Consider the following 25,604-nt stretch of genomic DNA (forward strand, 5'->3'; position numbering starts at 1 on the left):
TACCCGACTGAAAATACTAAACTCTAAATAAACCAGTTAAAACTGTATATTTGTTAGAAATCAACTCACTTATGAATACAATCGATATTGTTTTAGGAGCCTTAATTTTATTTGGAGTCGTTAGAGGTTTTATGAAAGGCTTATTTGTAGAAGTGGCTTCTTTAGTTGCTTTAATTGCAGGTGTTTATGGTGCCATTCATTTTTCTGGTTTTATGGGAAGGTTCTTAGAAACTAAAACTGATTGGGATGAAAAAACAATTAACGTAGTTGCCTTTGCTATAACCTTTGTAGTTATTGTTTTGTTGATTGCCCTAGCAGGAAAAGCCTTTACCAAACTAGCAGACTTTGCTGCTTTAGGAATGTTAAATAAAATTTTAGGTGCTGTTTTTGGCGGACTAAAAATTGGGTTGATTTTAAGTGTAATACTTATTGTATTCTCTCACTTAAACAATACCATAACTTTTATTAAAAAAGAACAAATACAAGAGTCTATTTTATACGAACCAGTTAAGAAATTAGCTCCGTTAATCTTCCCAAAACTAATTAAACAGGATATTGAGGGTGAGGAAGAAGATCTAGAAACTACTCCAGAAGAAACAATAGGAGTTTAACACTATAAATAAAAAAGAGCAACTTAAATAAGTTGCTCTTTTTTATTTATTCTCCATTCCCATTCATTCCTTTAACAGCTTCTTTAAAACTGACAAACAAATGTTCTTTGGGTATTAAGTCTGGTATGATATCAATTCGTTCCATCATGTATTTTGGTTGTTTTTTCAAACCTACTAATAATACTTCTACTTTATTGTTTAACAATTCTGTTACTACATCTTCAAAAGCATATAGGCCAGATTGGTCCATATAATCCATATAATCTAATCTAAAAATAACCGTTTGTGCCTCGTCTGGTATTTGTTTAGCTAATTGTTGAATTTCGCTTGTAACTCCAAAAAACAAAGGTCCTTTAATATGCTTAATAAAGACTTTATTAGCTATTTCTTTTTTAGCAAAAGACTCTTCGTCTTTCCATACTTCTTCTGTAGGCAAAACTTTTACTTTTGATTTTTTAGCCGTTAAATCACCCATTTTTTTCATAAAAATAAGTGACGCTATAACCAAACCTATTCCAACAGCATTAATTAAGTCCCAGAAAGTAGATAGTAATAATACAACTAACATAATCATTACCTCTGCACTTAATTTAATAGGGCCTAACTTAATATCTTTTGGCATATGAGGTATTGCTTTTAAACCTTTGTAATCCATAACACCAATACCTACTGTAATTAATATTCCAGCTAAAACCGCTGCTGGTATTTTAGATGCTACCGGACCGAGAGTTAATAATATCATCAATAATAAAACTCCTGCTATCATTCCTGACAATGGTGTTTTACCTCCTGCCTTTATATTTACTACGGTACGAATAGTAGCTCCTGCTCCTGGTATACCCCCAAATAAAGCAGCAATACTATTACCTATACCTTGACCTATTAGTTCTTTATTAGGCTTATGTTTAGTCTTAGTCATATTATCTGCTACTATACTAGTAAGCAGCGAATCTATAGCACCTAACATGGCCAATGCTAAGGCTGTAAATATATAAGGAGATATACTTTTTAAACTAAACGATGTAAATACTTCTAAATTAAGATTAGGCAATCCGCTAGGAATTTGCTCAATAGATCTATAGTCTAAGCCTCCAAAATAAGCTATGGCAGACATGACTAACAATGCAACTAAGGTGCTTGGCACAGCTGTAGTAATTCGTTTAAAACCATAAATAATTACAATGGTTCCTAAGGCTAATAACAACTCTAACCAATTAATATTTCTTAATGCTCTAGGCAAAACTTTTAAAGCCCCTATAGTACCCGAAGCTTCTTTACCTGCTAAAGTTTTAGACTCATTGGCAATTTGTTCTTCAGTAATATAATTAGCTCTCTTTATTGTTTCTTTAAAATTTTCTAAAACTAATATTCCTTCATCGGCTTCTTCTTTTAAAATATTTTCAAGAATAATTTCTTCTGCCTGAGGCTTAAACTGTTCTACAAACGTTGCATCTTCTTTAGGATAATAACCTAAGGTAGGTAATATCTGGGTAATTAAAATAATTACTCCAATAGCCGTCATGAAACCAGATACGACCGGATAGGGTATATATTTAATATACTTACCTACTCCTAACATTCCTAATCCAATCTGAATCAAACCAGACAATAAGAACACCATTAAAATAATTGGAAGTGCCTTAGCAATATCTCCATCGTTGCTGGCAATAATTGTAGCAATAACCACCATACTAACAGCTGTCATTGGAGCTGTTGGACCAGAAATTTGAGTATTTGTACCTCCAAAAAGAGCGGCAAAAAAACTAATAAAAATTGCACCGTATAACCCAGCGCTTGGTCCTAATCCAGAAGATACTCCAAAAGCTAATGCTAATGGTAAGGCTACTATACCGGCAGTAATACCTCCGAACATATCGCCTTTTACATTCGTAAAAAATCGTTTCATGTGTTTAAGCTAGTTAGTTTAAAACTGTTTTTTTAGAGGCTATTAAAGTTAGTGATTTTTTTACAATTGTTTGATATCGTTTTTTAATATCCAACCTATAGATCCATTGGTTAATTTAATTTTAACCCAATCTTGAAATGAATCTAATACTTGTACTTTAGTTCCTTCGTGTAAAATAAAAGCTTGCTCTCCGCTTAACTTAGGCTCGGCTCTTACATCTGATTCTTTTGCAAACACAATTGCGTATTTAGTATTATTAACATTGGCTTGCTGTTGGTATGCAAAAGACAAACTTAGTAATGAAAACAACAGAGATACTCCTGCTACAATAAAAAACAATCTTTTTTTGCCTGTGTACTTTTCTAAAGTATATTTTACAAAACTTAGCACAAATAGTAACATTAAAACCACTGTTATAATTGCCCAAGTATCGAAGTGAAAAATATTGACAAAAGAGTTAAAAAACTTAGAAAAACCAGATGTAGGTATCACATCTATCTTATCTATTAGTTGGTTTTTAGCAAAGGCCAAATTCGTTTTAACATCTTCGTTAGATGGATCTAACATCAATGCTTTTTCATAATTATATATACTCTCTGCTAGCTGATTTTCTTTATAATGGGCATTTGCCTTATTAAAATACAAAGAAGTTGCATGTTGACCATTTTTTAATATTTGATCATAAATTTGAATGGCTTCTGTATACTTTTCTTCATTATACAATTCATTAGCTCGTTCAAACAAAGCTTCTTCTTGAGCAGATACCATCCCAAATAAAAACAGTGTTATATAAAAAAATATCTTTCTCATACTTATAAAACTTTATCTATTGCTGAAATAACTAAAGCTGCTTTTTCATAATCTTGTTGCATAGCATCGCTACTTATAGGAGTAAATCTAGCCAATTCACAATTTTCTATAAGCTCTATAAAGCTATTAGTTGTTTGATCTTCTACTTTATTTAAAGCAAATATGTTCTTTATTTTATCTTTACTAAACTCACTTGTTTCGATACCTAATTTTGCTTTTAAGTAATTATGTAGTGACTTATGTAATGACTCATAAAATAAATCCTTGCTATGTAAATTCTTTTTAGCATCAGATAAATACTTCTTAGCTAGCTTATCTGCTTTTCGAACCTTATTTCCTTGAACATCATTAGCAATTTGATTCTTTTTCTTGGCTATTAATACAACTACAGGAATAACAATTAATGGTGCCAATAACAACGTCCAAAACAAAGTAGATTTAAAAAAATGCGAACTTTTTATTGCAGAAAAACTAGCTGTAGTATGAAAAGATCTAAAACTAGTGTTATTCGTTATTACATTTTGTTTGACTACATTGTTGTTCGTTGTATTTGTTACCGAATTGGTATTAGTAGGTCCTGTTAAAACCTCTACAACATGTTCTATTGAATTAAGTGTTTGATACTTTTCTGTTTTAGGATTGAAAAAACTAAATGACAACTTAGATATTGGATAATTCCCTTTATATTGAGGAACTATTGTATACGTATCACTAATATTCCCAGACATTCCAGCTAGGCTTGTCTTTACTTGTTCTTTATGCTCTGGCTCGTAAACCTCTAAAGAACTTGGAACTGTTAATTCTGGCAAATTAAATAATTTTAGATTACCATTACCAGACACCTTAACTGTAGCTTGTAAAGACTCTCCCGCTTTTAATGCTTTTTTATTGGTAGTTACATCAAATTCAAACTCACCAACAGCTCCAGTAAATCCAGCTGGTTTTCCGGCAACTGGTAATTCTTTAACATTAATTACTCTTTTTCCTGCCGCTACTTTTTGATGTACAGTTTGATATACTCTACCACCAAAAAAATCACGCCTGTTTGTAGGCACATCTACAGAAACATCTATGGTTAATGGCTCTAAGGTTAACTTTCCTGTTTTTTGCGGATATAGAACAGTTTTTCTAATTAAAACATAATTATAATCTTGCCCTTTATAAGTTCCTCGGGCAACTTTATATTGACCCACTCTTATATCTTGAGTCCAAAAATCTGTAAATTTTGGAACATCGATGATATTAAAATTACTAATATTTACACTTGGACTAGCATACAACCTATATTCAATAGAAATAGCTTCATTTAAATAAGGATTGGCTTTAGATACTTCTGCTACTAAATGAATATTTTCACTAGCTATATAATCTGGATTGTTAGCATCCTTAGGTTTAGAAACTGCAGAAGTAACTTCTATCTTTACTGGAATAGTTTTATAGGTTTCTCCATTTATTTCTATAGAAGCTTGCTTAATGGTAAACTTACCTCTTTTAGTAGGCGATAACATATAGGTATATGTCTTAGAAAAAGAACGTTTACCATTTACCCAAGAATGGCTTACAGATTGACTTGGACCACCAACTACCCTAAAACCTGTAAATGAAGGCGGATTGAAATTATCTCCTTCCTCATTCATAACAAAGTCTACACGTAATCGTTCATTTACACCTAGTTTCTTTTTACTTACTTTGGCTGTAAACTCTACTTGAGCAGCTACTAATTGTACTGCAAGTAAAAACAAAATTGCTATGCTATTTTTTAATTTCATTACCAATCTTTTTCGTTTTGAACTGGAACACCTTTTGCTTTTTTAGCATTCAGCTTTTCTTGTAGTTTCTTTTCTTGATTGTTCATGGCTTCTAACAAGCTTTGTACTTGCTGAGGAGACAGTTGACCTGGTTTAAGTTGTTTCTCTTTTTCCTTTTCTTCTTTATCATCTCCTTGGTCATTTTTAGAATCTTTCTTGTCATCCTTTTTATCGTCCCCTTTTTTATCTTCCTCCTTATCGCCTTTTTGGTCTTTATCGTTTTCTTTATTATCCTTATCTCCTTGGTCTTTTTTATCTTCCTTATCGTCTCCTTCTTTGTTATCTTCTTTTTGGTCTTTATTGCCTTTATTCTTATTATCCTTATCTTTCGTATCTTCGTTCTTATCGTCGTTCTTTTTATTCTTCTGATTTTCTTTCTCCTTTTTTGCTAAAGCCAAATTATACCTAGTCTCATCATCAGATGGATTGTTCCTTAAGGCGTTTTTATACGCATTTATAGCTTGGTCATATTTCTTTTGTTGCATAAAACTATTACCCATATTATGGTATGCTTCATGTTTTTCTTCTTTTGTCTTTGCTACTTTAATGGCTTGCACGTATCTTGCTACGGCTTCTTTATTTTTTTTATTTTGATAGTAAGCATTTCCTAAATTATACTTAGACGTTGCATTAACTGGATTTTCTGAAATTGCTTTTCTGTACTCCGCTTCTGCATTTACAAAATCATTTTCCTTCAGTTCAACATTTCCTTGATAAATATGCTGAATGTCTTGAGGTTTCTTATCTTCCTGAGCAAAAGAAAAAGAAATAAACAAAACCAATATGTATAAAACCTTTTTCATCATTTTATTCGTTAAACAAATTCAACTTCTTAATCCATTCAGTTTTTCGCTCTAAAACCAAAATATCTATCAGCAAGAAAAATAATCCAAAACCTAAAAACCATTGAAATTGGTGACTAAACTCTGAATATTGTTTGGTTTCAAACTCTTTTTTATCCATTGCCAATAAAGTATCTTTTACTTCTTCGACAACTTTTTGAGTATTTAACCCATTTATATATTTACCATTAGCATTAGTAGCAATTTCTCTTAAAACAACATCGTTTAACTTAGTAATAACCGTTTCTCCTCTCCTATCTTTTTTATAACTCTCAATAATACCGTTTCTTTTAATAGGAATGGGTGCTCCTTCTGTTTTACCTACCCCTATAGTAAATATTTTTATTCCTTCTTTTGCTGCTAATGTTGCAGCTTCTAGAGCATTTTCGCTATGGTCTTCTCCATCAGAAATAATAAACAAGATTCTATTGGTTTGGGCATCATCATTAAAATATGTAGTGGCCAACTCTATAGCATCTGATATAGCTGTTCCTTGAGAAGACAACATATTTGTATTCATGTTTTGCAAAAACATTTTTGCAGAAGCATAATCTGTTGTAATAGGTAATTGTGGGTAGGCTTGGCCTGCATAAGCTATAATACCTATCCTATCACTAGCTAAATTATTTATAATTTGTGTAACAAGCTGTTTAGATTTATCTATTCTGCTAGGAGCAATATCTTCTGCCAACATACTTTTAGAAACATCTACAGCAAAAACAATATCTACCCCTTCTCTTTTTACCGTTTCTAATTTAGTACCAAACTTAGGGTTTACTAACGCAATAGATATACAGGTAATAGCAAAAGACCATAAAACCAATTTTACTACTGATTTAAATACAGAAGTATTTGGACTTAATTTTTTAAACAACGAATGCTCAGCAAATTGTTTTTGCTTCTTTCTCTTCCATAAAATCAATAACAAAAAAGCAATAGCTAAAATTGGAATTACTGCTAATACAATGAAATATGATTTTTCTTCTAATTCGAACATTTATATAAAACTTCTAAATACCGTTAATCTTAATAATGCTTCAAACAAAAACAAACCTAAAGCAAACAAAACAAATGGTCTAAATTTTTCATCATAATTATAAAACTTAAATTCCTCCACTTCTGTTTTTTCTAGTTTATTAATTTCCGCATAAATTTCTTTTAGTTTCTTATTGTCTGTTGCTCTAAAATACTTTCCTCCTGTAGCTTTAGCAATTTCTTTTAACAGTACCTCGTCTATCTCTACTTTCATTCTATCAAATACAATAGTACCATTAGCTCTTAACCTTAAAGGAGACAATGCTGTACCATTAGTACCTAAACCAATTGTATATACTTTTATGTCGAAATTTTCTGCTAACTCGCCAGCAATTTTAGGGTCTATTGTTCCTGTATTATTAACTCCGTCTGTTAATAATATAATTACTTTGCTTTTAGCTTTGCTATCCTTTAATCTATTTACTGCAGTTGCTAAGCCCATACCTATTGCAGTACCGCCTGTAACTCTATCATCATAACGCACTTCCTTTAGTGAACCTAAAACGATGCTTTTATCACTTGTAATAGGCGTTTTAGTATAGCTTTCTCCTGCATATAAAACCAACCCTATTCTATCATTCGGTCTTCCTTTTATAAACTTACCTGCTACATCTTTTAAAGCTTCTAACCTATTTGGTTTTAAATCTTTAGCCAACATACTTGCAGATATATCTATGGCCAACATGATATCTATTCCTTTATTCGTTTTTGTTTTTGTAGAAACATCAACTGTTCTTGGCCTTGCCAAAGCTATGATAATTGCCGTAACAGATAACACCCTAAAAAGCAACAACAAAGGTTTTAATTTTGGTAAAATAGTACGATCTTGGAATCCTTCTATACTACTTATTTGAAGTGTAGCTACCTCTCTTTTTCGTTTTAAAAAGTACCATAAAACTACTAATGGTAATAATAGTAACAACCACAAGAATTCCGGATTTACATATTCATAGTTCCAAAACATTACTCTTCTGATTTTTTAAGTTCTACAGATTCAATTACTCGTTTAATAATTTTTTCTCCATATTTATCTCCTTCAGCATTAAAAAGAATAATTTGTTGTAAAGCATTATCTTGACTAAAAGACAAAATCTGATAAGTCATTGTTTGATATTTCTTAGTTACAGGATGTTCCATAGACATTGTACCATAAGCTCTCATTCCTTCAATACCTTTTGGCAATTCATACTCTTCTTGCTTTACTATAATATCTTTCGCTCCTCTTTGTTCCATCATTTGTAATGAACCTTCATTCGCTTTCTCTAAATCAATTAATGATTCTTCACTTTCTGAATCTTCAGTTGACTTTAGTGCGGCTTTTGGTATCACTGTTGTACTAGCAGCAATTGATAAATCTCCTGACAAGCTTACATATGCAAATGCTTGAGAACCTAAAGCATCTAACTGTTCGTTTTTCAATCGCTTTAATACTTTAGGAGTCGTAATTACAATGGCCGGATTTCCATATTCGCTACGAATCCAAGCTTTTTCTTCTAACAATTCTTTAGTTGGATGACCAATAATCGTGTCCTTTACCGTATCATACCCATATTTAATAGCAAATCCGGCAAGGGTTAACATAATAACAGCAAAACCTGCTATAGAGGCATAAATAATTTTACGCTTCTTCTTTTTAGCTTCTTGTTCTAGACGGTACTGTTCATTTAACAACAATTCTTCTTCTGTTGGCTCCGGAAGGGCTTGTTTCGTTTCGTTTATAACACTTTCAATAGTATTTCTATCTACTTTGGCAGCACCTAAATCAGGTTGAGATTTTGCAAACTTTACCAAGTCTGATGTTTGCAATACTTTCTTAAGATCTTGAATTACTTCTCTAGATAAGGGTAGCTCTCCTGAATCTCTTAGTAATTCTAACTTAGTAATTAACTCATCTGAGGTTTGCTCTAAAGCATTGCTATACACCTCTTCTTCTAGATACTTTTTTAATACATCTGTTAATTGAGAGTAGTATTTTTTATATTCAGATTGCTCTAATAAACTGCTATTATCTAATGATGATAATTGTTGAATTGCTTTTTCAAAAGGTGGCAATTTATTTTCTTCTCTTTTCTCTTTCTTTGTTTTTCTAAAAAATATTAAATACAATACTCCTGCTAAAGCTACTAATCCTAAAAGAATATATAAAATCCAAAAAGGAAAACCACTTGATGGCTTTTCCACCTCGGTTATAGGTTTAATATCATACATTTTTTGTTTAGTAGTATCGACTACCACATCAACAACCTCTACAAGTAATGAATCGGTAACAAATGGGCTACCATTAATCATTATTTTTTGTTGAGGGATAGTATACCTACCTGCATCGAAATGAGTTAATCCGTATTCTTTTTTTAGCTTAAGGAACTCTCCATTTTCTAATGTATCTACTTTATAAGAGTTTAGAACCTCTAACGCCCCCATAAGTTTCGATTCTGGAAAAATTACAGCCGAAGTAGGCTTCGTTTTTACTAACATTTCCAGTTTTAACTCTTCTCCTATTTTAAAGGCTGTAGTATCTACTTTAGTAGTAATATTTTGAGCGTTTAAACTCGTACAAAGCACAAAATACAGGGTACATAGAATAATACCTCTTATGTTTTTATTGATATGTGTTTTAATATTTTTCATTAAACTCGTTCTCAGTACTAATATCTTTTCATTTTTCAAAAAATTCACTCGAACTGACAATTCAATTTACTAATCAGTCTCTATCTATCCTCTACGTTTAAAATACCCTAATAGTTTTTTAACATACGATTCATCTAAACGAGTACTAATTACACCTGACCCACTTTTTTTAAAGGTATTTTCAAAATAATTGGCTTTCTCTTTATAAAACTTAGCGTAATTGTTACGTACTTTTTTAGAAGCCGTGTTTATTAGTTGAATAGCACCTGTTTCTTCGTCTTGCATTTGTACCAAACCTAAATTAGGAATCGTTTCTTCATGTCTGTCATACACTCTTATTCCTGTAAGATCGTGCTTCTTTCCTGCAATTTTAAGCGTCTGTTCATAATCATCTGCTATAAAATCAGACATCATGAAAACAATTGCTTTCTTTTTCATAACGCTAGATAAAAATTTTAAAGCTCCAGCAATGTCTGTTTTTTTACTCTTAGGCTTAAACTCTAGAAGTTCTCTTATAATTCTCAACACATGAGACTTTCCTTTTTTAGGTGGAATGAATAATTCTATTTGATCTGAAAATAAAATCAATCCAATTTTATCGTTATTTTGCAATGCAGAAAAAGCCAATGTTGCCGATATCTCGGTTACCATTTCTTCTTTAAACTGATTTTGTGTTCCAAAAAATTTAGAACCAGAAACATCAACCATTAACATCATGGTAAGCTCTCGCTCTTCCTCAAAAACTTTTATATAAGGTTCGTTATAGCGTGCCGTAACATTCCAATCAATTGCTCTCACATCATCACCAAATTGATATTGACGCACTTCTGAAAAAGTCATACCTCTTCCCTTAAAAGTAGAATGGTACTCTCCTCCAAAAATATGGTCGCTCAAGCGGCGAGTCTTGATTTCTATTTTACGTACTTTTTTAAGTAACTCTTTGGTCGAACTCATTAAAATACTTGTTGTCTTATTTCAAAACGATGTTTATACTCATTTAAAACACGTATAATTCTATTCATCTTTAATTTTCCAAAACCATTCATTTCCAATTCTAAATTATCATTCTTAGTTACAATGATTAATTTAGATGGGGTATTACCCATTCCTGGAATAGATTGATAATCTAAAACATCATTCCAATAAATAACTTCTTTATTATCTTTATATATTATTTTATCTCTATCTACTTTTAAAATAAATTTATACCTAAACATTTTAAATACTGAATAAAGAATACATAAAACTGATATACCTCCTAAAAACATTGTCTTTCTTGTATTTAATTCATCTGTAAAAAACAGCAATGCAAAAAGTAAAATTGAAAAAATTAATATTGTGTACTTCTCTCTACTTTTAAAAACAGTTTCTTTAGAAATACTATCATCTAAATCTCTAATTAATTCTTTATTATTCTCAAGTCTGCTATAGAAATGAGACAATCGTTCTTTTTGTTTTTTACTTCTTAATTCTAACTTTTGAAGAAATTTACCTTCATAAATTAAACCCCTAGTACAAGCTTCATTATAAAACCTATGTATATCTTTTACATTTTCTCCCGCCCAAATTTTATATTTAACTGTTGCAATTAAGCTCCATATTAAAGGACCAATAAAACCAATTATAAAACTTGCTATACAACCAACTATTAATATTTTATTATTTCCATCATGACGGAATATATAAAATAATGTTGCAGGCAATAAAAAAACAAAAAAGATTAATATTGAATAACACGGTATGTTTATTCTCTTAACTCCTTCTTTTAAAGCTTCAGATACTTTTATATTTTGATTAAAACCCAATGTAGCTTTATTAAAATTATGGTACTTCAATATGGTTCACAATTTTATCTACTATTTGTTCTGAGGTGATATTTTCTGCCTCAGCTTCATAAGTAATTCCTATTCTGTGGCGCAACACATCTTTTACAACCGCTCTAACATCTTCTGGTATTACATATCCTCTACGCTTAATAAAAGCATAACATTTAGCTGCTGTAGCTAAGTTGATACTTCCACGAGGAGACGAACCAAAATTTAACAAGGGTTTTAATTCGGCTAAGCCATATTTTTCTGGATAACGAGTTGCAAAAATAATATCTAAGATATATTTCTCAATCTTTTCATCCATATATACTTCTCTAACTGCTTTTTGAGCACTTAAAATCTGCTCTAAAGAAACAACTTCGTTAACCTGCTCGAAAGATCCATTTAAGTTAGCTCTAACAATTAATTGCTCTTCTTCTAGCTTAGGATAATCAATAACTGTTTTTAGCATAAAACGGTCTACTTGTGCCTCTGGTAAAGGGTACGTTCCTTCTTGCTCTACTGGGTTTTGAGTAGCCATTACTAAAAAAGGCTTATCTAATTTAAAAGTCTCATCTCCAATAGTCACCTGTTTTTCTTGCATTGCTTCTAATAAAGCCGATTGCACTTTTGCAGGAGCACGATTGATCTCATCTGCTAATACAAAATTGGCAAAAATTGGACCTTTTTTAATAGAGAAATCATTTTCTTTCATGTTGTAAATTAAAGTACCTACAACATCTGCTGGTAACAAATCAGGTGTAAACTGTATTCTACTAAAACTTCCTTTAACAGCCTTAGCCAAAGTGTTAATGGCTAAAGTTTTTGCCAAACCAGGAACACCTTCTAATAAAATATGTCCTTGACCTAACAAACCAATTAATAAACGTTCAATCATATGCTTCTGACCCACTATAACCTTATTCATTTCTAAAGTTAACAAGTCTACAAAAGCACTTTCTCTTTCTATTTTTTCATTAATCGCTCTAATATCTACTGTTGCTGTTTGTGCATCCATTTTATTAAAATTTAAGACTGTGAAAATAACATTCACATTTGAATGTTGCAAATTGAAAAAAATAGCCAATACATCTTGTTAAAAATTGGTTAAAAATGAATAGTTTTAAGGAAACTTTAGCCTTTTATATAAATGATTAACAAACGATTGCTTATAAAAAAATTACTCACCTACAATGATGAGAATAGCTTTTATGACAAAAAGCGGCAATTGAATTTACATTCTAAAGAAGGAAAGGCTAAGTTTTTAAAGCATATTTGTGCTTTGTCTAACGCCAATCCAGCAAACAATTCGTATATAGTTGTTGGAGTAGAAGATGGCGACAACAAATTAACTGGTGTTGATTTTTTTGATGACAGTAAAATACAAAACCTTATAAATGCCTATTTAAGAAATCCCCCCTCTATACTTTATGAAAACATTCCTTTTCCTAGTTTACCAAAAAACAAAGTACTTGGGCTGGTTACTGTAAAAGCCAAAACCTCCTGGCAAAAATCTTTTTTTAAAAAATCTATTTTAAAATATTATTCTGGCTATATATACAAACGCATAGGAAGCAACTCTTCTTTAATGGAAGAAGATTTTGATTTAGAAGATCGCAACTCTACAATAGTATTTGAAATTGAAAAAAGTGCTAAAAACAATATTGAACACACTTTAGATTCTGTTATTTCTTTTAGAGAAAAACATCAAAACAGAGATACACATTACAAAGTTTTTAAAGAACAATTCGTTGTATGTTGGTCTGGAAGAAAAAAAGAAACATCAGAAGGTATATTCTACTCTAGAGTTGATATAGAAATGGTCACCGAACAAGTTAAACTATTTTACTCTGCTTTAGACGAAGTTGCTATTCATTACAATGAAAACTCTTTTATTATTGTTGAATATGTCACACTAGGCATTAACAATAACCTAAAAAGGTATCCTCTTGAAAAACGCATTATACATTTTTCTGAAAACGGAAATTACAACATTGCCAACGAACTCATTTTTGAACCGCCTCAATACGACAAAAAGGCCTTACACCACATATACAATGCCAATGCTGCGTTGATAAATAAGTTGAAAAATAAATTATCATTAACCGAAAACGAAAAAATAGATGTTTTAAATTTACCATCAACTAGTTTAATTCTAAAATTAAACGACTTTACAGATGCTAAGCAAAAATTAATTGAAGCTAAAACCTATATCAAAAGGTATTCTGAAGAATTATACCAAGAATACAAAGAAGTTATTAGAATTTTACGTAAAATAAAATACCATTAAAAATGAAAAAAAATACTATATCTTGTTTGCGACTTTCCGATTTTAACCCTAAAAAAATAACTCAATTAAACAATTATAGTATTTTATATTTTACACGAGGAAAAGGTTTTATTACAATTGATTTTAACAAAATAGCTTACCAAAAAGACAGTATTTTTCTACTTTCTAAAAATCAGTTACTAAATTTTAATTATAGCAAAAAAGAAGATGGATTTATAATACAAATAAGTCCTACAGAAATAGAATTACTATCTAATCATACAGAATTCTTAAACCATAAAAAATTATTTAACTACTGGCTCTACAAACCAACTCCTCTAACAACAAAAGAAAATTTTTATAGTATTATTTTAAACCTTTATAAAGAATGCAAAACCAATGAGGAGGTAATAGACCTAACTATTATAAAAAATACTTTAGTTGGACTTTTATTAAAAGTATATAAAAGTTATTCTTTTAAAAACTCTACAAACAAATCTGAAGTATTTTTTAATCATTTTAAATTTTTAGTAGACAATAATACCACAAGAAATACCTTATTTTATGCTGAAAATTAGGTATATCATACAAGCACTTAAATACTATTTGCAAGCAACACATTAACAAAACTGCTAAAGATTGCATTATAGATAATACTACTCTAGAAATAAAAAGACAACAGCATTTGGGCTTAGGTACTAATCAAATTTCAAGAAAACTAGGCTTTGATGAACCTACCAATTTTGTTAAGTTTAGAAAAAAACACCTCATATAAAAAAAGCTAGAGAATTTATCTCTAGCTTATATATATTTTTTTAGTTTACTTTTTTATTAATCTAGGTAATAAACATAACCAAAGTTCAACCATAAATTCCAATCATAATTCTTATCGGCTGGTCCATTATGATTTAAACCATCTACCCAATCAGAAAAATAATATTGCCATCTTAAATCAACTAATAAATCAGATAAAGGTGTTAGTTTATATCGTGTACCTACACTCCAAACTATAGACCAAGTAGAAGCTTGCTCTTGAGTATAGCTTTCTGCTCTCCATATATTTAAAGTTTCATCTTGCAAATTAGCAGGAGTTGCAACTAATGCCTCTACAGCTTGCGCTTCTGCATTTTTTTCGAACTTAGGCGTATAACTATTGTAATGAACTCCTAAGCTAACGTATGGAGCAAAAGAATAACCTCCTGCTGCAAAATCACGAATACTGTACGGAAAATACTCTATTTGAGATCCAATATCTAAAACAGTAGCAGTTCCTTCAGTACCAATAAGGGCTCTAGAGTATTGTGATTCTCCGTGAGTCCATTCTCCAAAATGATTTAATTTAGTTTTATTCCAAGAAATTTCATTTCTAAGTTTAAAGTGATCGTTAAAATAAGTGTCTTTAGTATAACAGTTACAATCGGCTCTATAAGCAAAGTTAATATAGTGAACCAATCCTATACCTATACCTACATTACCTTTGTTGGTATCGAAATTTTGATTTACACCATAATCAGATTGAAAAGCTACAGGTCCAACAATTGCTCCTACTTCATGAGAAAACCCTAACTGAGCTTTTATTGTTTGAACAGAAAGAGCTATTATTAATAGCAATAATAATTTTCTATTTATCATCCTTAATTTATCTTAAGCTTTAAAAAACAAATATATAAAAACTGAAGTAAGAAAAAAATTTAAATCAATTAAGGTGTATAAAATACTCATTTTAAAGTTAAAAAGACATTGCCATATAATGAATACTTGTATATTTGTGAAAATTTGACAAAAACGTAAAATTACGTTTTGAAACAATTAGATTTTTAATTTAAAAGAATCATGAACGATACTATTAAGAATTTTATCAATACTGTTGATAAAAGAAACCCCAACGAACCAGAATTTTTACAGGCTGTTACAGAAGTTGCAGAAACTGTAATCCCATTTATTGAAGAAAACCCTCACTACAATCAAGCTAAGTTATTAGAAAGAATGACTGAGCCAGAAAGAGTTCTAATGTTCCGTGTACCTTGGACTGACGATTCAGGAGAAGTTCAGATAAACAAAGGATACAGAATAGAAATGAATTCTGCTATAGGACCATATAAAGGTGGACTTCGTTTTCACCCTTCTGTAAACTTAAGCATCTTAAAATTCTTAGCTTTTGAACAAGTATTTAAAAATAGTTTAACTACACTTCCTATGGGTGGTGGTAAAGGTGGATCTGACTTTAACCCTAAAGGTAAGTCAGATGCAGAAGTAATGCGCTTTTGCCAAAGCTTCATGACTGAATTATCTAGACATATTGGTCCTAACACAGACGTACCTGCTGGAGATATTGGTGTAGGTGGTAGAGAAATTGGTTATATGTTTGGTCAGTATAAGAGATTGCGTAACGAATTTACCGGAGTATTAACTGGTAAAGGTTTATCTTATGGAGGGTCATTAATTCGCCCAGAAGCTACCGGTTATGGAGATGTTTACTTTGCTCAAAGTATGTTAGCTACTAAAGGAGATTCTTTTGAAGGAAAAACTGTTGCAATTTCTGGATCAGGAAATGTTGCTCAATATGCTACTGAAAAAGCTACTGAATTAGGTGGTAAAGTTGTTACTTTATCTGATTCTTCAGGATATATTTATGACGAAGAAGGTATTGATGCTGATAAATTAGCTTTCGTAATGGAACTTAAAAATGTTAAGCGTGGTAGAATTCACGAATACGTAGAAAAGTACCCTAATGCTAAATTCTTTAAAGGAGAAAGACCATGGTCTGTAAAATGCGATGTTGCTTTACCATGTGCTACTCAAAACGAATTAAACGCAGAAGAAGCAAAAACTTTAGTTGCTAATGGTGTTATTTGTGTAGCTGAAGGAGCTAATATGCCAACAACTCCAGAAGCTATTGAAGTATTACAAAATGCAAAAGTATTATTTGCTCCAGGTAAAGCAAGTAATGCCGGAGGTGTTGCTACTTCTGGTTTAGAAATGTCTCAAAACTCTTTACGTTTTAACTGGACAAGAGAAGAGGTAGATGCTAAACTAAAAGGTATTATGGCCGATATTCATGAAGCATGTGTAAAATACGGAACACAAGCAGATGGTTACATTGATTATGTAAAAGGAGCTAATGTTGCTGGATTTGTAAAAGTAGCAGATGCTATGCTAGCTCAAGGGGTAGTATAATTATTACTTACAATATATTTTTAAAAAGGATGTCTTAACAGGCATCCTTTTTTTATTTACAACAAAAAGACATAGTGTTATTTTATCGATTAAAAAAACATTTTGTCTAAAAATAAGGGTGTTTTGTCTAAAAAAAACTATATCTTGAAAGGAAATCTATTCTTTTTAAGAAATTACAAGTTACTAACCCAACTCTTTTATAAATGAAAAAAAGCTACTTCATTCTTTCACTCATATTCACACTTTTATTTTCTTGTAAATCTGACGATAGTAACGATTATGTTCCCGCTCCAGTTTCTCCTGTTGTATTTGACATTTCAACAGTACCATACAATTCGCTATCTGAATACAATTTTTTCGAAGGCGATATAAAAGATCAAAATCCTGTTTACGGAGTTTTACCATATAAACCCATTAATTCTTTATTTACAGATTACGCTCTTAAAAAACGTTTTGTATGGATGCCCGATGATGTTAAAGCTACCTATACTAATGACTATAAAACGTTAAATTTTCCCACCGGAACAATATTAATAAAGACATTTTATTACAATAATGTTCTTCCCTCAAACACTACAAAAATCATAGAAACTAGATTAATGATTAGAAAAGAAACCGAATGGATTTTTGCTAATTATATATGGAATAACGATCAAACAGAAGCTTTATTAGACACAGAGGGTAGTACTTTAGATATAGAATGGGTAGAAGGTTCTGTAACAAAATCTACCACCTATAGAATTCCTAGTAACGCAGAATGTTTAGTTTGCCATAAAATAAGTAATACCGCTACACCTATAGGAACAAAACCACAAAATATCAATAGCAATTATTCTTATGATGATGGTAATATTAATCAATTAGAAAAACTAGCTTCTTTTGGATACTTAGACAACGCCAACTTACCAACTTCATCTGAAATAGAAACTGTTGTAAACTGGAAAGACACTTCTAATTCTTTAGACTTAAGAGCTCGTTCATACCTAGATATTAATTGTGCTCATTGCCATATACAAGATGCACATTGCTCGTACAGACCTATTCGTTTAGCATTTAACGAAACTTCCAATCCTGACAATTACGGTGAATGTATTGTTCCAGATGAAAATATTAATAATGCACTTACCCATATTGTATCACCTACTAGAACCAATCGTTCAGTTTTATTCTACAGAATGAACACTACAAATGAATCTGTTAGAATGCCATTAATAGGACGTACAATTCTTCATGAAGAAGGACTTCTTTTAATGGAAGATTGGATCAACTCTCTAGAAACAGTTTGCCCATAATTAACTCACATATTAAAAATATAAAACACTAAACCCATGAAAAAAACTACATTTTTTTTATTTTTTATTCTGAGCAGCTTTCTCGTAAGTGCTCAAAACGATTGTACTTCTGCAAGTACAATAGTAGCCAATACTATTTATTCAGTAGGAGTTTTTGACGGAACACCAGTTACTTCTTCTTGTTTTGATGGCAATATTGGAAATAACGGAGAATGGTATACTTACACCCCTACTACAGACGCTACAGTAACCGTTACCACAGATTTACCAAACAGCGCTGGAAAAGACACAAGAATACAAGTTTATAACGGCTCTGGAGGCTGTGCTGGCCTAGTTTGTATTGGAGGTGATGACGATAGTGCTACCGGTTTTTTATCAACATATACTTTTAATGTCACTAACGGAACAACATATTATATAGTATTTGATAATTATTGGGTTAATAACACTAATAATTTTGACTTTAGATTAACCGAAGCTCCAATTGTTGTAAGCCCAATAACATTTACTTCATCTACTTTAGGTGCTACAGGACAATATAAAAACTGTGTTGTTGATATGAATAACGATTATTTAGACGACATTGTTACAGTAGATAACAACAACTTAAACATACATTACCAACAAGCTGGAGGTGGTTTTACTACTACTAATATCGCAACAGCTACAGCAGACGATGTACCCTCATGGAGCATAGCTGCAGGTGATTTTAACAAAGATGGATTTAATGATTTACTGTATGGTGGAGGTAATGGTGCAACTTTTGTTGCTTCAAACGCTACAGGAACTGCATACACAGTAACTTCTAATCCGGAATACATTTTTTCTCAACGATCGAATTTTGTTGACATTAATAACGATGGGCATCTAGATGCTTTCGTTTGTCATGATGTAGACCCAAACGTATATTATTTAAATAATGGAGTTGACAACACTTTAGTTTACAATCAAGGAGGTTTAGGAGATTCTCCAACAGGCGGAAATTACGCTTCTTCTTGGGTTGATTATGACAATGATGGTGATGTAGATTTATTTTTAGCTAAATGTAATGGCGGGGGTGCTTCTGCAGATGCCAGGCATAATGAAATGCATAGAAATAATGGTGATGGAACTTTTACAGATGTAAGTATTGCTTCTGGTTTACGTGATCCCATTCAAACTTGGTCATCGGCTTGGGGAGACTACGACAACGATGGTGATTTAGATCTTTTTGTAGGAGCTAGTTCTTTTATAGATGGACAGCATAAATTAATGACTAATAATAATGATGGTACTTTTACAGATAGTACAACCGGAACAGGTTTAGACACTTTTACAGGCACTAGTATAGAACATATAACTCATGATTTTGATAACGATGGTTTTTTAGATCTTTTTACAGCAGATAATACTATTATGTTGAACAATCAAGATATGACCTTTACCGCTATAGATGTTGGTTTTTCTGTGGGAGCAGTTGGCGATTTAAACAACGATGGTTTTCTAGATGTATACAATAGTAATGATCGTATTTACATGAACGATGGCAATAGTGGCCATAACTGGGTAAAAATAAACACTCAAGGAGTACAGAGTAACAGTAATGGTATTGGTGCCAGAGTTGAAGTTTATACAGCTAATTTAGGCATGCAAATTAGAGATGTAATTACGGGTAATGGATTTAGACACATGAGCAGTCTAACCACACATTTTGGTTTAGGATCAGAAACAGCCATTACTCAAATTATAATTAAGTGGCCTTCTGGAATCACAGACACAATCACTAACCCTGGAATTAATCAAACTCACAATGTAATTGAGGGCAGCACATTAAATGTACTTGATTTTATTCTTGACAATAAAGCTATTTACCCTAATCCTACTACAGATTTTATACAAATTACCGATGTAGATTTAAGCGATGTTACAACATTAATTTTTGACATCAACGGAAGAAGGGTTTATAATTTTAAAATCGAAAATAACGCTATTAATGTTAGTCATTTAGCATCAGGAACTTATTTCTTAACATTACAAGAAGGAAATAAATTACTGAAACACCAGTTTATAAAAAAATAATAAAACTTGACTTAAAATAAAAGAGCTGCATTCGTAAATGCAGCTCTTTTATTTTATATTGTAATCACTAATTAGAATTAAAACATGATTAACCACAAGTCTAAACTACCAAATGTAGGCACAACAATATTTACCGTAATGAGTGCTTTGGCAAATAAGCACCAAGCTATTAACTTATCTCAAGGTTTCCCTAATTTCCCAAGCGATTCTAAATTAAATGATTTAGTTACAAAAGCAATGAATAACGGAGCCAATCAATATGCCCCAATGGCAGGTTTACTAGAACTTAGAGAGGCAATTGCTAAAAAATTTGATCTATTATACAAAACAAATTATCATCCTGAAACCGAAATAACAGTAACAGCAGGTGCAACTCAAGCTATTTTCACTGCCATCAGTACTTTCATTAAAACGGATGACGAAGTCATTATTTTTAGACCTGCATATGACTGTTATGAACCAACAATAACTCTTAACGGCGGAAAAACAATATCTGTACAACTAGAAGCTCCTAGTTATACAATTAATTGGAAAGAAGTAAAGCAAAAAATAAATGATCGAACCAAAATGATCATTATAAACACTCCTCAAAACCCAAGTGGCTCTATCTTTTCTCAAAAAGATATGGAGGAACTTGAAAAACTAGTAGCGAATACAAACATTATCGTTTTAAGTGATGAAGTTTATGAACACATTATTTTTGATGGAGAACAGCACCAAAGTGCTTGTTTATTTCCTCAATTAAAAGAACGCAGTTTCATTGTAGCTTCTTTTGGAAAAACATTTCATAATACCGGGTGGAAATTAGGATATGCTTGCGCCCCTAAAGAACTCATGAACGAATTTCAAAAAGTTCACCAGTTTAATGTTTTTTGTGCCAATCACCCAATGCAAAAAGCTATAGCAACCTATTTAAACGAACCTAATCATTATTTAGAATTAGCTGCTTTTTATCAAGAAAAAAGAGACTTCTTTTTAAGCTTAATAAAAAGCTCTCGCTTTAAAATAACACCTGCTAAAGGTACCTATTTCCAAGTTTTAGACTACAGTAATATAACCCTAGAAAAAGATATTGATTTTGCTAAAAGACTAACTATCGAACATCAATTAGCAGCTATTCCACTTTCAGTTTTCAATGAAAATAACCTAGATAACAAGGTACTTCGTTTTTGTTTTGCAAAAACGAACGAAACTTTAGAAAAAGCCGCAACAATTATTAACTCTATTTAATTCTTACAACACAAATTAACACATTCACAACATTTTTGTTAAATGAACGGTAAATTCGTATTATATTTACAATAGATAAACAAACAGACTTAATCCCCAAAAAATTAATTACTGTTACTTTAAAAAGAGAAACCCTAAAAATTACACAATCTCTTTTTGAAATTCCAAAAAAGCTTGAGTTTTACTCAGGTTTTTTTGGTTTAAAAAAGTTCTATTTACAAAACTATAAGGTTATTCATATAAGTTTAACTACTGTTTATACTTTACAAATAATAACTATTAATAGAATTTGTATCTTCACTCTGTAAGACAGTATATGTATTTAAAAAAACCTTTTTTAATAAAACTTATTATCCACCTTCTTTTTTGGATATTATTTACTTGTGTATCGTTATTAGTATTTTCGGATTATTATTGGACTCAAAATCCGTTTATTCAATATTTACTCATTTTAATGAGTATTGTTTATATAAACGATCTAATACTTCTACCTTTTTTTATTAAAAAACGCTGGTTTATTATTTATGCTTTTTTATTTGGTAGTATTTCTTTTTTGGCAACTCAATTATATTGTAATGTATTTACTAAGTGTGGCTGTACAATTTTAAAATGTATGTCAGACTATTTATGGCAAACTATTGTACCACTTATATTCTTTTCGTTTATCTGGATGTTATTTAGAAATTTAGAAAAACAACAAGAAATTGAAACTGTAAAAAAAGAACATACCAAAATGGAATTAAAGTTTCTAAAGTCACAAATTAACCCTCATGTTTTACTAAACAACTTAAACACTATTTACTCTTATTCTTTAGAGAAACCTAATGAAGTTCCAGAATTACTCCTAATGCTTTCAGACAACTTGAAACATGTTCTATACAACAGCAATCACACTTTTGTACCATTAGAAGAAGAGATTGAGTTTATAGACAATTATATGGCTTTTCAAAAATTAAGAACTTCTGGAGTTAAAAACATTGTATACAACACGAATATTAACAACCTAAACCTTACTATCGCTCCATTATTACTTATTACAATTATTGAAAATGCTTTTAAACACAGTGCTACAAATAGTGATATTGTAATAGAAATAGAGACGAACAGTAATACTATTACTCTTAAATGTAGTAATAGTTTCCAACAACATAAACTAAAGGATTCAGGGCAAATTGGACTAGAAAATCTTAAAAAAAGATTAGCTTTATTATATCCTAAACAACATCAATTAAATATTAGTTCTGAAGATTTATTTATTGTAAAGCTTGAAATTAATTTAAATTCTACCGAATGACTTGTGTAATTATAGAAGATGAAATCCCAGCTCAAAAGGTATTATTACATTATATAAATAAAATACCCAACTTAACTGTTTTGAAAGTATTTAACAGTGCAATGAACGCTAATGACTTTTTAAAAAACCATAAGATTGATATTTTATTCTTAGACATTAATCTTCCTGATATTTCAGGAATTGACTATATCAAAACTATTGATAATCCGCCAGCTGTAATTATGACAACTGCTTACCCAGATTATGCTGTAGCCAGTTTTGAATTACCTACAATTACAGATTATTTAGTAAAGCCTTTTTCTTTTAATCGATTTTTAAAATCTGTTAATAAAGTGGAGAAAAACAATCATAAAATTAGCACCGAAAAAACCATTTATATTAATGTAGATAAGACCATACATAAAATACAATTAAAAGACATTAAGTATATATTTTCTGAAAAAAACTACGTAACGGTAGTTACTACTACAACTAAGTTTTCTTATTTAGAATCTTTAAAAAACTTAGAAACAAAACTGCCTTCAAACCAATTTATTAGATCACATAAATCGTTTATAATCAATAGTAATTATATCACTAAAATATCCGGAAATCAATTATTCATGAAAGAAGTTAGCATGCCCATTGGTAGAGCTTACAAAGCTATTTTAATGGAAAAATTAAACCTTTGACAAGTCAAAATTGGTAAAATCTTTAAACCAGTGCTGCATTCCTTCTTGCTCCATTAATTCTTTATTTTTAGCTCCTATTCCTATAAAGTCTATATCTAAATTCTGAGCCGTCTTTAAGTCCCAAACACCATCACCTACTGCAATAATTTTTTCAAAATCAGTAACATTATAATAACTTTTAGCCTTACCAATAGCTTCTAAAACAAAGCCTTCTCTAGTAAAACTTGTTTTAGATGTAGCTAACACTTCAGGATCTATCCATATACCCGCTTCTTTCATTTTTAGCAACGCAGCTTTAGGCAAAGAACCAGTTGCAAATACAATAGCATATTCTGATTTTTTCAATTCTTCTATACTTTGCTTAGCTCCTTTAATTTCTACGGTAGGTGACTGCTTTTTTAAATATTTAACCAACAACTCTTCAAAATCGTCTAGTAAAGCTTCAGAAAAACGTTGATTAAAATTCTTTTCATAATTAAACAACAAAGCATAACTATCTGTATGATGTTTTAGAGCATTAAAATTGGTGTCTATAGTAACAAATCCCATTTCTTGCATAGCTTTAATTACTACTTTGTGATAAGCTGTAGTGCTATCTACCAACGTACCATCTATATCGAAAATTAAAAGTTTCGTTTTTTGCATGTGTTAATATTTAACTGCAAAATATAAGAAACTTTAACCTAATTAATTAAAAACTTTCGATTATCTATATTTTATAATTAAACTGATCTCCCCAAAAATATAATTTAACAACAGATTCTAGCATTTCAAAATTTTTACTATAACAAATTGTTTTTCTTGATAACCGTTTTAAATCTGTACGTAATGTTAAATTATTGCGTTCTATGATAGTAGTGTTCTTTTTTCTTGTGTTGTGCTTGTTTTTGGGAATTAAACTTTTATAAATCATCAAACCATCTGTAAATACTTTTTTAGGATTTAGCTGTAATACAGACTTAGTAACCTTTGATATATTACGTTTTGTTCTTCTGCCTACAGCAAAATTTATAATTCTTTTTGTATAACGATTAATAGCATAGATTACCCAAGCTTCTCGCTGTTTATTACCTACAATAACTCGCATTTCATCTAATTCATAATATTGATTTTTTCGCTTAAACTAGGTTTGCTTATTAATAATGACATCGCTTTTATTCTCTTTATAACAGTTGTTTTTGAAACTTGTAAAAACCTTGCTGTTTTATTAATTCCAACACCACTTATTAATAATTTATAAATTGATTTATTAATATTATTACCATAGGCATTATAAAAATAACTGCCCTGAAAACTCTTTCTACAAATTTTACAATAATAACGTTGGCTACCATTGTTCTGCTTTCCGTTTTTTACGGCCTTAGCCTTACACAACCTACAATTCATATATTATCTATCAACTATTCTGCACCAAGAAGGTTAAAAAAACGCATTTTAAGGCTTTAAAATGCGTTTCAAATAAAAAAGGTGTACCAAAGCACACCTTTTTAAAACTAAACTAACACCTTATCCCTATGTTTTACAGTGTTTTAAAACCGGTTTTTATTCATCAACTAATCTGCACCATTACCAAACCACCTTAAAAAGGTGGTTTTCATACTTAATTAGTACTCTCCTTGATACCAAAAGTTATCTATTGGCTTCTTTTTATTGAATCTATTTCTCCAATTAGTGTTTTTCACCATATTTATATCTGGGACATAGGCTACATATTCTTTTTCATTAATAAAATATATAACACATTCCCCAATATTAGGTTTACTTACTATTGATTTAATATTTAGTTTTTCAAATTCAGTATTAACAGTTTTAGAGTATTCATTGACAAAGTCATATGCAGTTAAACTGTCTTTACCTTTAGAAGTAGCATAAGAAATAATATCAAACTTTTTATTAGTATTTTCTTTTAGACAATTAACTAATTCAATATTACAGCCGTAGTACTCAAAATTAGGTAATAAATATTCCTTACCATTCTTATACTTCTTGAAAAAAGGAGATATGTGCTTACCCTCAACTATTTTTCTAGCTTCTATCGATACATCTTCAAATAATGTAACATTACTAGATTTTATTAATTCTAAACTATTATTGGACTTATCTTGATTTTTATTACAAGATATTAAAACAACAAAAAAGACTATAAATAAATAAAACTTCATATA

General features: G+C 30.6%; 24 protein-coding genes. 9 read left to right on the forward strand and 15 right to left on the reverse strand.

Features of this window, described 5'->3' with window-relative positions; genetic code table 11:
* The first annotated feature begins 71 nt into the window (after nt 1-71).
* Nucleotides 72-611 carry a CvpA family protein gene (locus ACFQ1O_RS04105; RefSeq protein WP_377713636.1) on the forward strand — a complete coding sequence of 180 codons (540 nt, stop codon included), beginning with the start codon at nt 72-74 and terminating at the stop codon, nt 609-611.
* 46 nt (nt 612-657) lie between these two features.
* On the opposite strand, the gene ACFQ1O_RS04110 is transcribed toward ACFQ1O_RS04105, so the two are convergent.
* The 10 genes from ACFQ1O_RS04110 to ACFQ1O_RS04155 form a co-directional block, all read right to left on the reverse strand.
* Nucleotides 658-2,517, reverse strand: coding sequence for a SulP family inorganic anion transporter (locus tag ACFQ1O_RS04110; protein ID WP_377713638.1), 1,860 nt, complete (start codon nt 2,515-2,517; stop codon nt 658-660).
* 60 nt (nt 2,518-2,577) lie between these two features.
* The gene (locus ACFQ1O_RS04115; RefSeq protein ID WP_377713640.1) at nt 2,578-3,327 is read right to left on the reverse strand and encodes a tetratricopeptide repeat protein; all 750 of its coding nucleotides are present in this window, start codon (nt 3,325-3,327) and stop codon (nt 2,578-2,580) included.
* A 2-nt stretch (nt 3,328-3,329) separates the two neighbouring features.
* Entirely contained in the window at nt 3,330-5,096 is a 1,767-nt protein-coding gene (locus ACFQ1O_RS04120; RefSeq protein ID WP_377713642.1) for a BatD family protein, read from the reverse strand.
* Nucleotides 5,096-5,941, reverse strand: a complete 846-nt coding sequence (locus tag ACFQ1O_RS04125) for a tetratricopeptide repeat protein (protein ID WP_377713644.1) — start codon at nt 5,939-5,941, stop codon at nt 5,096-5,098. The genes ACFQ1O_RS04120 and ACFQ1O_RS04125 overlap by 1 nt, the downstream gene beginning before the upstream one ends.
* 1 nt (nt 5,942) lies before the next feature.
* Nucleotides 5,943-6,974 carry a VWA domain-containing protein gene (locus ACFQ1O_RS04130; protein WP_377713646.1) on the reverse strand — a complete coding sequence of 344 codons (1,032 nt, stop codon included), beginning with the start codon at nt 6,972-6,974 and terminating at the stop codon, nt 5,943-5,945.
* Nucleotides 6,975-7,976: a VWA domain-containing protein gene (locus tag ACFQ1O_RS04135; protein ID WP_377713648.1), complete on the reverse strand. Its 1,002-nt coding sequence runs from the start codon at nt 7,974-7,976 to the stop codon at nt 6,975-6,977.
* Nucleotides 7,976-9,640, reverse strand: a complete 1,665-nt coding sequence (locus ACFQ1O_RS04140; protein ID WP_377713650.1) for a hypothetical protein — start codon at nt 9,638-9,640, stop codon at nt 7,976-7,978. Before ACFQ1O_RS04140 ends, ACFQ1O_RS04135 begins: the two co-directional genes overlap by 1 nt.
* 84 nt (nt 9,641-9,724) lie before the next feature.
* Nucleotides 9,725-10,594, reverse strand: a complete 870-nt coding sequence (locus tag ACFQ1O_RS04145) for a DUF58 domain-containing protein (RefSeq protein WP_377713652.1) — start codon at nt 10,592-10,594, stop codon at nt 9,725-9,727.
* A complete protein-coding gene (locus ACFQ1O_RS04150) occupies nt 10,594-11,475 on the reverse strand; it encodes a hypothetical protein (RefSeq protein WP_377713654.1) in 882 nt (293 codons plus the stop codon). Before ACFQ1O_RS04150 ends, ACFQ1O_RS04145 begins: the two co-directional genes overlap by 1 nt.
* A complete protein-coding gene (locus tag ACFQ1O_RS04155; RefSeq protein ID WP_377713656.1) occupies nt 11,462-12,466 on the reverse strand; it encodes an AAA family ATPase in 1,005 nt (334 codons plus the stop codon). The genes ACFQ1O_RS04150 and ACFQ1O_RS04155 overlap by 14 nt, the downstream gene beginning before the upstream one ends.
* A gap of 132 nt (nt 12,467-12,598) precedes the next feature.
* On the opposite strand from ACFQ1O_RS04155, the gene ACFQ1O_RS04160 reads away from it, so the two are divergent.
* Nucleotides 12,599-13,738 (forward strand): ATP-binding protein, encoded by a 1,140-nt coding sequence (locus ACFQ1O_RS04160; RefSeq protein ID WP_377713658.1) that lies wholly within the window; start codon nt 12,599-12,601, stop codon nt 13,736-13,738.
* 2 nt (nt 13,739-13,740) lie between these two features.
* A complete protein-coding gene (locus tag ACFQ1O_RS04165; protein ID WP_377713660.1) occupies nt 13,741-14,295 on the forward strand; it encodes a hypothetical protein in 555 nt (184 codons plus the stop codon).
* A gap of 253 nt (nt 14,296-14,548) precedes the next feature.
* Here the strand turns inward: ACFQ1O_RS04165 and ACFQ1O_RS04170 are convergent, their stop codons facing one another.
* Nucleotides 14,549-15,349 (reverse strand): THC0290_0291 family protein, encoded by an 801-nt coding sequence (locus tag ACFQ1O_RS04170; RefSeq protein WP_377713662.1) that lies wholly within the window; start codon nt 15,347-15,349, stop codon nt 14,549-14,551.
* A 201-nt stretch (nt 15,350-15,550) separates the two neighbouring features.
* Between ACFQ1O_RS04170 and gdhA the strand changes: the two genes are divergently transcribed.
* From gdhA to ACFQ1O_RS04200, 6 genes are all read left to right on the forward strand, one after another.
* Nucleotides 15,551-16,894: an NADP-specific glutamate dehydrogenase gene (gdhA, locus tag ACFQ1O_RS04175; RefSeq protein ID WP_377713664.1), complete on the forward strand. Its 1,344-nt coding sequence runs from the start codon at nt 15,551-15,553 to the stop codon at nt 16,892-16,894.
* A 203-nt stretch (nt 16,895-17,097) separates the two neighbouring features.
* Complete coding sequence (locus ACFQ1O_RS04180; protein ID WP_377713665.1) at nt 17,098-18,186, forward strand: hypothetical protein; 1,089 nt, start codon at nt 17,098-17,100, stop codon at nt 18,184-18,186.
* A 36-nt stretch (nt 18,187-18,222) separates the two neighbouring features.
* Nucleotides 18,223-20,244 (forward strand): FG-GAP-like repeat-containing protein, encoded by a 2,022-nt coding sequence (locus ACFQ1O_RS04185; RefSeq protein WP_377713667.1) that lies wholly within the window; start codon nt 18,223-18,225, stop codon nt 20,242-20,244.
* A gap of 87 nt (nt 20,245-20,331) precedes the next feature.
* Nucleotides 20,332-21,474, forward strand: a complete 1,143-nt coding sequence (locus tag ACFQ1O_RS04190; RefSeq protein WP_377713951.1) for a methionine aminotransferase — start codon at nt 20,332-20,334, stop codon at nt 21,472-21,474.
* Between the two features lie 613 nt (nt 21,475-22,087).
* Nucleotides 22,088-22,768 (forward strand): sensor histidine kinase, encoded by a 681-nt coding sequence (locus ACFQ1O_RS04195; RefSeq protein WP_377713669.1) that lies wholly within the window; start codon nt 22,088-22,090, stop codon nt 22,766-22,768.
* Nucleotides 22,765-23,439, forward strand: coding sequence for a LytR/AlgR family response regulator transcription factor (locus tag ACFQ1O_RS04200; protein ID WP_377713671.1), 675 nt, complete (start codon nt 22,765-22,767; stop codon nt 23,437-23,439). Before ACFQ1O_RS04195 ends, ACFQ1O_RS04200 begins: the two co-directional genes overlap by 4 nt.
* Here the strand turns inward: ACFQ1O_RS04200 and ACFQ1O_RS04205 are convergent.
* The 4 genes from ACFQ1O_RS04205 to ACFQ1O_RS04215 all read right to left on the reverse strand — a co-directional run bounded on the left by ACFQ1O_RS04205 (nt 23,428) and on the right by ACFQ1O_RS04215 (nt 25,601).
* The gene (locus ACFQ1O_RS04205) at nt 23,428-24,084 is read right to left on the reverse strand and encodes an HAD family hydrolase (protein ID WP_377713673.1); all 657 of its coding nucleotides are present in this window, start codon (nt 24,082-24,084) and stop codon (nt 23,428-23,430) included. The two genes, ACFQ1O_RS04200 and ACFQ1O_RS04205, sit on opposite strands and share 12 nt — an antisense overlap.
* A 64-nt stretch (nt 24,085-24,148) precedes the next feature.
* A complete protein-coding gene (locus ACFQ1O_RS04210; protein ID WP_377713675.1) occupies nt 24,149-24,526 on the reverse strand; it encodes an IS1 family transposase in 378 nt (125 codons plus the stop codon).
* Between the two features lie 5 nt (nt 24,527-24,531).
* Nucleotides 24,532-24,825 (reverse strand): IS1/IS1595 family N-terminal zinc-binding domain-containing protein, encoded by a 294-nt coding sequence (locus ACFQ1O_RS14690; protein WP_449301288.1) that lies wholly within the window; start codon nt 24,823-24,825, stop codon nt 24,532-24,534.
* Between the two features lie 218 nt (nt 24,826-25,043).
* A complete protein-coding gene (locus tag ACFQ1O_RS04215) occupies nt 25,044-25,601 on the reverse strand; it encodes a hypothetical protein (protein ID WP_377713677.1) in 558 nt (185 codons plus the stop codon).
* Nucleotides 25,602-25,604: the final 3 nt, after the last annotated feature.

Source organism: Pseudofulvibacter geojedonensis (assembly GCF_042675745.1).
In the GTDB taxonomy this organism is placed as follows: domain Bacteria; phylum Bacteroidota; class Bacteroidia; order Flavobacteriales; family Flavobacteriaceae; genus Pseudofulvibacter; species Pseudofulvibacter geojedonensis.